This window comes from Nocardia carnea, from assembly GCF_029868325.1.
GTDB classification, from domain to species: Bacteria; Actinomycetota; Actinomycetes; order Mycobacteriales; family Mycobacteriaceae; genus Nocardia; species Nocardia carnea_C.
Genome location: NZ_JARWNW010000151.1, coordinates 46,940 through 57,142, shown reverse-complemented (window position 1 = coordinate 57,142; position 10,203 = coordinate 46,940). Strand labels below are relative to the sequence as shown.

The 10,203-nt window shown below is 67.8% G+C and carries 6 protein-coding genes and 1 pseudogene; 2 read left to right on the top strand and 5 right to left on the bottom strand.

Annotated features, from left to right (window positions below):
* Nucleotides 1-500: pseudogene (locus QH196_RS11175) on the bottom strand (precorrin-3B synthase); the annotation flags it as partial.
* Between the two features lie 524 nt (nucleotides 501-1,024).
* Between QH196_RS11175 and QH196_RS11170 the strand changes: the two are divergent.
* Complete coding sequence (locus QH196_RS11170; protein WP_280415692.1) at nucleotides 1,025-2,464, top strand: wax ester/triacylglycerol synthase family O-acyltransferase; 1,440 nt, start codon at nucleotides 1,025-1,027, stop codon at nucleotides 2,462-2,464.
* Nucleotides 2,465-2,506: 42 nt separating this feature from the next.
* Here the strand turns inward: QH196_RS11170 and QH196_RS11165 are convergent, their stop codons facing one another.
* Nucleotides 2,507-3,532 carry an alpha/beta hydrolase gene (locus QH196_RS11165; protein ID WP_280415691.1) on the bottom strand — a complete coding sequence of 342 codons (1,026 nt, stop codon included), beginning with the start codon at nucleotides 3,530-3,532 and terminating at the stop codon, nucleotides 2,507-2,509.
* A gap of 861 nt (nucleotides 3,533-4,393) precedes the next feature.
* On the opposite strand from QH196_RS11165, the gene cobN reads away from it, so the two are divergent.
* The gene (cobN, locus tag QH196_RS11160; protein WP_280415690.1) at nucleotides 4,394-8,026 is read left to right on the top strand and encodes a cobaltochelatase subunit CobN; all 3,633 of its coding nucleotides are present in this window, start codon (nucleotides 4,394-4,396) and stop codon (nucleotides 8,024-8,026) included.
* Between the two features lie 46 nt (nucleotides 8,027-8,072).
* On the opposite strand, the gene QH196_RS11155 is transcribed toward cobN, so the two are convergent.
* The 3 genes from QH196_RS11155 to QH196_RS11145 form a co-directional block, all read right to left on the bottom strand.
* Nucleotides 8,073-8,564, bottom strand: coding sequence for a hypothetical protein (locus QH196_RS11155; RefSeq protein ID WP_280415689.1), 492 nt, complete (start codon nucleotides 8,562-8,564; stop codon nucleotides 8,073-8,075).
* Between the two features lie 258 nt (nucleotides 8,565-8,822).
* A complete protein-coding gene (locus QH196_RS11150) occupies nucleotides 8,823-9,314 on the bottom strand; it encodes a hypothetical protein (protein WP_280415688.1) in 492 nt (163 codons plus the stop codon).
* A 123-nt stretch (nucleotides 9,315-9,437) separates the two neighbouring features.
* Nucleotides 9,438-10,190: a nucleotidyltransferase domain-containing protein gene (locus QH196_RS11145; RefSeq protein WP_280415687.1), complete on the bottom strand. Its 753-nt coding sequence runs from the start codon at nucleotides 10,188-10,190 to the stop codon at nucleotides 9,438-9,440.
* Nucleotides 10,191-10,203 lie beyond the last annotated feature (13 nt).

Here is a 10,203-nt window from a genome sequence, read left to right as displayed (position 1 = left end):
CGGCCGGCGAGCACCAGTGCGAAACGATCGTCGCCGAGACCGTGTATCCCGATATCGGGCCGCAGGCTGCTCACATCGCCGCGGCCGTCGTCCACCGTGAACAGCACTCGGCCGGGGAGGCCGGCCAATCGCGGGGCGGCGAGCAGACGGGCATCGAGCGCACTCACCAGCGGCCGGATGTCGGGGTGCGGGCCGATACGCCCGGACAGCGGGGAGGCGATGATATTGCGGACCCGCTCATGGGTCCGGCTCGGCAGCAGTCCTGCGCTGTCCAGGAGGTGCGCGAGCGTGCCGGCGTCGCCTATCTGCCGGAGCTGCACGTTGCCCCGGGAGGTCAGTTCGATACTTCCGTCGCCGAGCCGGTTCGCCGCCTCCGCCAGCGTCTGAACCTGCGCGGGTGTCAGGTGGCCGCCGGGTACGCGGATCCGCGCGAGCGGTCCGTCGGCGGCCTCGTGCAGCCGGAGGACGCCGGGGCAGGAGTCGGCGGTGGTACGTGACATATCCGGACCAGGATACGAGGTCGGTACGGGGTGTCCGGGGGGAACCGCCACTGCCCGGCCGTCTTCTTCGGTGAGCTGCCGGACAGTTCGGCTCCAGTGGAGTTGAGACGCGCAAACGTCCGAATAGCAGCTAATATTCGGCAACTATCCGATCGGTGTCCGACGCAGTGTCCCGGACACTCGCCGGCTCCCGCGGCACCGGTCCGCGGTGAGGCCGGTCCGCGTGTGGGCCGACTGCTTCCGGGGAGGTGCGGGAAGCGTGTGGTCGAGGCGGAGGCGGGTCCGCGGGGGGATTGATCCGGTCCCGTTCGGTCCTGAAACCGGGATAGGAAAAGGGGATTCCCGCGGGAATTCCGACCTGTGCGGTGGTGGGTGTTGCCCACCGTTTCCCTGCTATGAAATCTTGCTGCTCCACAATATTTCTGTTCGGCCTCACTCCAGGCGGAATCGCGATAGTGTCGATCGGTCTGCCCGCTTTTCCGCAGGCATTCTTTTCACCACGAAATCGGTCCGTAGGAACGGGTATGAGCGCAGGAATCGACAGCGCGGTCGGCGCGAGCACGACGAAAACCTCAGCGATCACGGAACAGCTGGCGCCGCGGGATGCCGTCTTCTATTACGACGAAACCGACCGGCATCCCTCCACCATCGTCGCGGCCTACGTATTCGATAGCCGCGGTGCGGAATTGCTCGATACCGCCGCGGCAGTGCGCTGGGCACAGGAGCGGGCAGGGCTCGCGCCGCTGTTCCGGCGCAGGCTGCGCCGGGTGCCGTTCGACCTGGACCTGCCCTATTGGGTTCCCGATCCGGCCGTCGATATCGCCGAACATGTGCATGTCGAACCGGCCGGTGCGGACTGGGATACGGTCCGTGCCCGGCTCGGTGAAATAACCGTCGCACGAGTGGATCTCGACCGTCCGCCGTGGCAGTTCCATTTCTTCGATCGAGTCCACGGGGTACCGGGCGCGCCCGGGCCGGCGACGATCCTCGTGCTGAAGTTCCACCACAGCGCCGGTGACGGGGTGGCGACCCGGGAGCTGGAAGCGCAACTGTTCAGTGGACGGACGTCCCCGGCCGTGCCGGGCAGCGCGCCCTGGCGGCCGGCGGTCGTGGGGATACGTGCCGCACTACTGTTCCCCTACCGCCTGGGCTGTTTCGCGGCCGGCCTGCGTCGCGCCGCCGCGGCCCGGACGGAGGTACGTGCCCGGGCCGCGGCCGGGCTGCTGGACGAACCGCTGCCCACCCGGCCCGCCACCCGGTTCAATCGCGCGGCCGGTCCCGGCCGTACGGTCGATCAGGTGACGCTGGCGTTGTCCGAGGTCAAAGCCGCCTGTGCCCGCTGTACGGAGCGTACGACGGTCAACGATGTGATGTTGACCGTCGTGTCCGGAGCGCTGGCCGCCTACCTCGGCGAGAAGCAGGAGACTCCGCCGGATTCGCTGGCCGCCATGGTGCCGATCTCGATGCGCGGTATCGCGGAATGGGATTCGGCGAACCGACTCAGTCAGATGGCCGTCGATCTGCACACCGGCGTCCCGGACCCGGCGGCGAGACTTGCGGCGATCCGGGAATCGGTGCGCCGGGAACGTCGCCGCAACATCGATCCGGCGGTTCTGCGGTATGCCGCGCGGGTGGAGACCTCGCCGGCCTGGTTGTTGCGGCTGGCCGGCTGGGCCCGCGCCCAGCGATCGTTCGCCGGAGCAGAGGCGATTCCGCTGAGCAACACCACGATCAGCAACGTTCCGCCGACCGGCGACGGTTTGACCTTCCGTGGTGCACCGCTGCTCCGCGCGTTCGGGGTGCTGCCGGTGCTGGACGGCGACGGCCTGCGCCATCTCGTCTCCTCGCAGGGCGACGAACTGGTGATCACCTTCCACGTGGATTCGGCGATGATGCCCGACCCCGAGCGTTACCGGGAACTGCTGGTGCAATCGTTCCGCGACCTGGTCGACGCCCTCGACTGAGGAGGGATGCCGCTTCCGGATGGTGCCCCCGCCGATCCGGAATCAGGCACCCAGCGCCGCGCCCAGCAGTGGCCAGGAACGATGCAGGTCGTCCTCCCAGTACCCCCAGGAATGAGTGCCGGACGGTCGCAGGTCGAAGACGATATCGGTGCGGCCCAGCTCGTGCGTGCGCTGCTGGAGTGCGCGGGTGCAGTAGTCGGCCGCGGCCTCGATCCCGCCGCCGACCAGCAGCTGGTTCCACAGCATCTTCTGGTCCCCGTGCAGCCGCGGGCTCGTCGCCGTGTCATGGCGGCCGGGTAATCCGCTGCCGCTGGAGATGTACATCGGGATATCGGGGAGCCGGTGCGCCTGCAGGTAGGGATCGTGTTCCTGCCAGCCCGGACCACCGACCGGGCCCCACATGTTCTCGGAATCGGCGCCGCCGAGGCTGACGACCAGCGTGACGAAGGCCTGCCCCAGCGGATCGCTGGTCATCGCGCAGCCACTGTAAGCGGCCGCGGCGCGATACAGCTCGGGGGCGCGGATGGTGAGGTCGAGAACCGAGGTAGCGGCCATGGAGATACCGGCTATGGCATTGGCGCCGGTGGTGCCGAATGCGGCGTCGACAACCGGTGGCAGCTCCTCGGTGAGGAAGGTCGCCCACATATTGCGGCCGTTGTTCCCGAGCTTTTCCGCCAGCCCGCTATCGGGCTGCTGCCAGTCGGTGTAATAACTGAACGCGCCTTCCAGCGGAATCACGACATTCACATGCTTGTCCGCGAAGAAGCCGGCCACATCGGTTTGTGCGGACCAGCTTGCGGCGTCCTCGCCGCCACCTGCACCGTTGAGCAGATAGAGGGTGGGCGCGGGCGTCCGGGTATCGGCCGGGCGAAGCACCTGCAGGGCGATATCGCGCTGCATGGACGGGGAGTGCACCGTGATATCGAGCGAACGCCCGGTGCCGGGGGTGCGGGAGACGATGGACGCGCCGGGATCGGCGGTCGTGGTCGCCACGGTGCCGAGTGTGAGGAGGGCGGCCGACGTGAGCAGAACAAGCGCCCGCCGAGGGCCCCGCAGGAGTGAAGTCATATGCGCCTCAGGGGTATTGTCCGGCTCGGCCCCGACCGCGGAACGCGCCTGCCGGCTCGGAATACAAGGGGTAAGCCATGGCTCATGGCGGAGGGGTCCATCCGTGGTATCGGATGGACCCCTCGTCTGATCCCGGATCTACTTGCCGGGGGCGGGCGTGCCACCGCTCAGGGTGATCAGGGCGTTCACCAGGTTGGTGCCGAGCCCGCCGGCGCTGGCGGTGCCCATGCCCAGAATTTCAAAGAGGGATCCCACGTGTTTCTCCTTGTATCACTGGAGTGCGGAATTCCGGCCGGAATTCCGATGAATGAATGGTTTGCTCAATCGCGAATTATGCGATGATGGCTTCGAGTGAACCCAGGAACACTTCGAAGAGACCGTCGCCCGCCACGGCCGATCCGAGAGCCGGAATCAGTGCCGTGAGCATATCGCTCAACGAACCCATGGTGAATCTCCTTCGGAGGGTTGAAGCGCCCTCTCCGTCGTGGACTGCACGCCGTGAGGGCGGTCACGGCCGGTGCGGCCGATGGTGACCCAGGCAACATAGCAAGCGTCCAATTTTCCCGCAACGAATTCCTCTAAATTCGCTGCCCGCTTATCAGCTATCTTTTGGCAACTCAGTCATCGGCTGTCTGGGCTACCGAGTTCCGGGAACTGCCGCCGGCACCCGGCTCGACGATGAGCTCCCCCTCTCCGGTGTGCCGACGGGCCGAGCCGGCCGTCGCGATACCATGCGAGCGCTCGACGGGTGACGAGGAAACCGGTGGAACTCCGGTGCGGTCGCGCCACTGACACAGCCAGACCCTCTCCGGCGAGCACACCGAACCCCGACGGGCGCGTCACCCCAGGAAGGTCACCCTTGTGATTCTGCTGCTGTCCACCTCCGACACCGATCTGCTCAGCGCACGCGCGAGCGGCGCCGACTACCGGTGGGGAAATCCGGCCCGCCTGCTGGTGGACGATCTGCCCGGCCTCCTCGACGGCGTGGAACTGGTGATCGTGCGCATTCTCGGCGGCAAACGAGCCTGGGAGGACGGACTGGCCGCACTGCGCGACAGCGGACTTCCCGTCGTGGCCCTGGGCGGGGAGATGGCGCCCGACGCCGAACTCATGGAATGCTCCACCGTCCCGGTGGGGGTGGCCTCCGATGCCCACAACTATCTGGCGGCCGGCGGCCCGCAGAACCTGCGGCAGTTGCACAACTTCCTGTCCGACACCGTCCTGCTCACCGGGCACGGATTCGAACCGCCGGTACAGCTGCCCAGCTGGGGCCGGCTCGAACGCGACGCGCGGGATCCGGAGCCGGTGGCGGGAAAACCGACGGTCGGCGTCGTCTATTACCGCGCCCAGCATCTGGCGGGGAACACCGGCTATATCGATGCCCTGTGCACCGCGATCGAGGACGCCGGCGCGGTACCGCTGCCGCTCTACTGTGCCTCGCTGCGCACCGCGGAACCGGAACTTCTCGACACCCTCCGGCAGGCCGACGCGCTGGTGGTCACGGTGCTGGCGGCGGGCGGCACCAAACCGGCCACTGCCTCGGCGGGTGGCGACGATGAAGCCTGGGATATCGGTGCGCTCGCCGAACTGGATGTACCGATCCTGCAAGGTCTGTGCCTGACCGGCGGCCGCGCCCAATGGGAAGCCAACGACGACGGCCTGTCCCCGCTGGATGTCGCGACGCAGGTCGCGGTGCCGGAATTCGACGGACGCATCATCACCGTCCCGTTCTCCTTCAAGGAGTTCGACGCCGACGGATTGTCCACCTACGTACCCGATCCGGAACGTGCCGCACGGGTCGCGGGGATCGCGGTCCGGCACGCCCGGCTGCGGCACATCCCGGCCGAACGGAAACGGCTGGCGCTCATGCTCTCCGCCTACCCGACGAAACACGCCCGGATCGGCAACGCCGTCGGCCTGGACACTCCGGCCAGCGCCATCGCCCTGCTGGGTGAGCTCCGCGCGGCCGGATATGATCTCGGCGCGGCCGGTGCGGTGCCCGGCCTGGAAGAGGGCGACGGCGATGCGCTCATGCATGCCCTGATCGCCGCCGGTGGCCAGGACCCCGACTGGCTCACCGCCGAACAGTTGGAGGGCAACCCCATCCGGATCGGCGCGCAGGTGTACACCGCGTGGTTCGAGACCTTGCCCGCCGAACTGCGCGAGGCCGTGGTGGAGGCGTGGGGGCCGCCGCCGGGCGAACTCTATGTGGACACCTCCGCCGACCCGCGCGGCGAAATCGTCATCGCGGCCCTGCGGTTCGGCAATATCGTGCTGATGGTGCAGCCGCCGCGCGGGTTCGGGGAGAACCCGGTGGCCATCTACCACGACCCCGACCTCCCGCCCAGCCACCACTACCTCGCCGCCTACCGCTGGTTGTCCACCGATATCGCCTCGGGCGGTTTCGGTGCCGACGCGATGGTGCATATCGGTAAACACGGCAACCTGGAATGGCTACCGGGTAAAACGCTGGGGATGTCGGCCGCGTGCGGCACCGACGCCGCGCTCGGTGATCTGCCGCTGATCTACCCGTTCCTGGTGAACGATCCGGGGGAGGGCACGCAGGCCAAGCGCCGTGCGCATGCCACTCTGGTGGACCATCTGATTCCGCCGATGGCGCGGGCGGAGAGCTACGGCGATATCGCCCGGCTCGAACAACTGCTCGACGAGCATGCCAATATCTCCGCGCTCGACCCGGCGAAACTGCCCGCCATCCGGCAGCAGATCTGGACCCTGATGCGGGCCGCGAAAATGGACCACGATCTGGGGCTGGCCGAACGTCCGGACGAAGAGGTCTTCGACGATATGCTGCTGCACGTCGACGGCTGGCTGTGTGAGATCAAGGATGTGCAGATCCGTGACGGCCTGCATATCCTGGGCCGCGCGCCGGCCGGGGCGAGCGAGGTCGATCTGGTGCTCGCCATGTTGCGCGCCCGGCAGCTGTGGGGCGGCGAGATGTCGGTGCCCGGGCTGCGGGAAGCGCTGGGGCTCAGCGAATCCGGCGACGAAGCCCGGGAACGGGTCGATGCCGTGGAATCGCGGGCCCGGGAACTACTGGTGGCTCTGCAGGCCGCGCAATGGTCACCCGGGGCCGTGGACGAACTCGTCGAACGGTTCTCCGGTGACCTTTTCGGTGAAGCCGGTGGCGATCGGGAGGCTGTCGCTTCCGTGCTGCGGTTCGCCGCGACGGAAGTCGTGCCACGGCTGCGCGGGACCGAGGTCGAGATCGACCGTGTCCTGCACGCGCTCAACGGTGGTTTCATTCCCGCCGGCCCCAGCGGTTCGCCGCTGCGCGGGCTGATCAATGTCCTGCCCACCGGCCGGAACTTCTATTCGGTGGACCCGAAGGCGGTGCCGTCGCGGCTGGCGTGGGAAACCGGGCGGGCGATGGCGGATTCACTGCTGGAGCGCTACTTGGCCGATCACGGCGAATACCCGCGTTCGGTGGGGCTTTCGGTCTGGGGCACCTCGGCGATGCGTACCTCCGGCGACGATATCGCCGAGGTCCTGGCACTGCTCGGGGTGCGCCCGGTCTGGGACGAGGCGAGCCGCCGCGTCACCTCGCTCGAGGTCGTCGGCCTCGCGGAACTGGGGCGGCCGCGGATCGACGTCACCGTGCGGATCAGCGGCTTCTTCCGCGACGCCTTCCCACATGTGCTGGCCCTGCTCGACGACGCCGTCCGCCTGGTCGCCGCGCTCGACGAACCCGCGGAATCGAACTATGTGCGCGCCCATATGCTCTCGGACCTGGCCGGGCACGGTGACGAACGCCGCGCCACCACCCGGATCTTCGGTTCGAAACCGGGCACCTACGGCGCGGGCCTGCTGCAGCTCATCGATTCCAAGAGCTGGCGTACCGACGACGATCTCGCGCAGGTCTACACCACCTGGGGCGGCTACGCCTACGGCCGCGACCTCGACGGTGCCCCCGCGGCCGATGATATGCGCACCGCCTACCGGCGGATCACGGTGGCCGCGAAGAACACCGATACCCGCGAGCACGATATCGCCGATTCCGACGACTATTTCCAGTACCACGGCGGAATGGTCGCGACGGTACGGGCGCTGACCGGGAAGAACCCCGAGGCCTATATCGGCGACAGCACCCGTCCGGATTCGGTGCGCACCCGCACCCTGTCGGAGGAAACGACCCGGGTGTTCCGTGCCCGCGTGGTGAACCCCCGCTGGCTCGAGGCCATGCGCCGCCACGGTTACAAGGGCGCGTTCGAGATGGCGGCCACGGTGGACTATCTGTTCGGTTACGACGCCACCACCGACGTGGTCGCCGACTGGATGTACGAGAAGCTCGCCGACAGCTACGTTTTCGACGAAACGAACCGCAAGTTCATGGAGCAGTCCAATCCGTGGGCGCTGCACGGTATCGCCGAACGCCTGCTCGAGGCCGCCGAACGGAAGATGTGGGCCGAGCCGGAAGCCGAAACGTTGGACCGGTTGCGTCAGGTCTACCTCGAGGCCGAGGGCGAATTGGAGTGATCGCGGGCCGGCCTGCAGCGGCGGCCGGCCCACGCGGGACGCAGACTTACGCTGCCCAGGTTCCCTGGATGTAGCCGTTACCGGTTGCGAAGACTATTGCCACGGGTTCCTGTCCGTCGGGTAGTTCGAAGGCGACCAGTCCGCGCCGCATTTCGCCGGAATCCAGCACCCCGAACTGCAACCCACCCGGGATATCGGAGAGGGTGCCGAGGTTCTCGCCGCCGGTGGTGGCCAAGTTCAGGTCGTACGGGCCGATAGCGGCCATGTCGGCCTGGGCTTCGACCTCGACCTCGTACACGACTACCCTCGCGTCGTTCATCCGGGGCGGCATGGTCTGGTCGGTTGCTCGCACGGTGATCGCCATAGGGCCCATGCTCTGGACCTGGACAGGTGTACCCAGCGGCACCGCTTCCGTGGGCTGCTCGGCGCGGACCTCTACCTGCGGTGGTGGTGGTTCGACGGGGTCGGGAGCGGCCACGGCCGGGGCTCCCGACAAGGCGGGGAGGGTGATGGCGAATGCGGCGATGAGCTTTCTCATGGTGCATCCTTCGGCGGTTTCGGTCGCTACCTGGCACTGGTTGCTTGATTTCCGGGCCGACGCGCGAACCGGCCGGCTCGTCGCGACACCTGGAAACGCTGATACCGCAAGGCCATCCGCTCACGCATGATCGCTCATACGCGTGCGCGCCGGCCTACAGCGAGGGTATGCCCGGTCCGGCGGGGACCGAACCCGCTGACCGTGATCTTGCCGAAGGCGTAGTACTCGATCTTGACGATGCCTCGTCGTGACAGACCGTCAGAGGGTCCAGGCGCCCTGGACGAAATCGTCGTTGGTGGCGAAAACGATTTCCTCGGGCTGCTGCCCACCGGTGAGCTCGAAGGCGACCAGCCCGCTGCGCGGCTGTCCCGGTTCCACGAACCCGCCGGGATATTCGCCGGGGACACCCGTGAGCGGATAGACCATATCGCCGTTCGTGGTGATCAGCCGCAGGTCCAGGGTCGGCAGGAAATAGGGTTTACCGGCGGTCTGTTCGGCGCCGACATCGAAGACGAGGACCGAACCGCCCTCGGTACGTGGCGCGACCTCGGCCTCGGACGGACGCACCGTCACCGTCATATCGCCACCGGTACGAATCGGGAAGGTTGTGCCCAGAGGGCCGCTGGCGGCCGGTTCGGCGAGTACTGCGGCGGGAGGGCCCGGCTCCATCGGGGTGGGTTCGGAAACGGCCGGACCCGCGAAAACGAGGGGCAGGACGACCGCGGCGGCGGTCACGACGATCTTCTTCATCTTCATCCTTCTCCGGGTTCTCGGTCCTCCGCGAGCCTAGGGGCGACACGCCGCTGTGCCCAAGCCGGGAGACCATTGGTACCGAAGCTGTGATGTTCGATCTTGGAGAGACCGCACCGTGACCTACGCGCCGGCGGCTTCCAATATCTGCCGTGCGGTGTCGATCTGCTCTGCCAGCACCGCCGGGTCCGGGCTCAACCGAGTGATGATCGTGTCCATCTCGCGCAGGCCCGCGCGTTCGAGCAGGCGTTTCTCGTTGGTCACCCATTCGCCGCGGGCCGCCAAGATCGCATGTGCCGTCTGCATCGCCGCGGTGGCCAGCGCGCCGGCGGTTTCGGTGACGCGACCGTGCGGCGCATGCGCAGAGCGGGCGTAGCGCAGGCCGAGATCGGCCTGCCGCCGCCAGATCGGCGGCGCCACCGTACGCATCACCTCCGGAAACGCCGGTTTCGGCAGCTCACCCCGTAACACCCGGGATACGGCGAGTTCGCCCACCACCAGGTAACTGGGAATGCCCGCCAGATGGAACGCCAGCGGCTCCCAGCGGAACCGGCCCTGTTCGGCTTCGGCGAGTTCGTGCTCGATCACCGTGAGATCGCGGTAGTGCACATCGACGGCGCGGCCGTCGATCGTCAGCCAGGCGCCGCCGTTGAAGACCCCACCCCAGGCCCCGATATCGGAGACCTCGCCGGGCCAGCCGACGGCTCGTAGGGCGGCCGGGTCGAAATTGTCGCGGTAGTAGAGCGCGAAATCCCAGTCGCTGTCCGGTCCGTGGGTGCCCTGGGCCCGGGAACCGCCCAGCGAAACGGCGACAACCCCCGGCAGGGCGGCCAGGCGGTCGGCGACGTGGGCAACGAAATCGTCGTCGGTGCGCACGGGATCCTTTCTG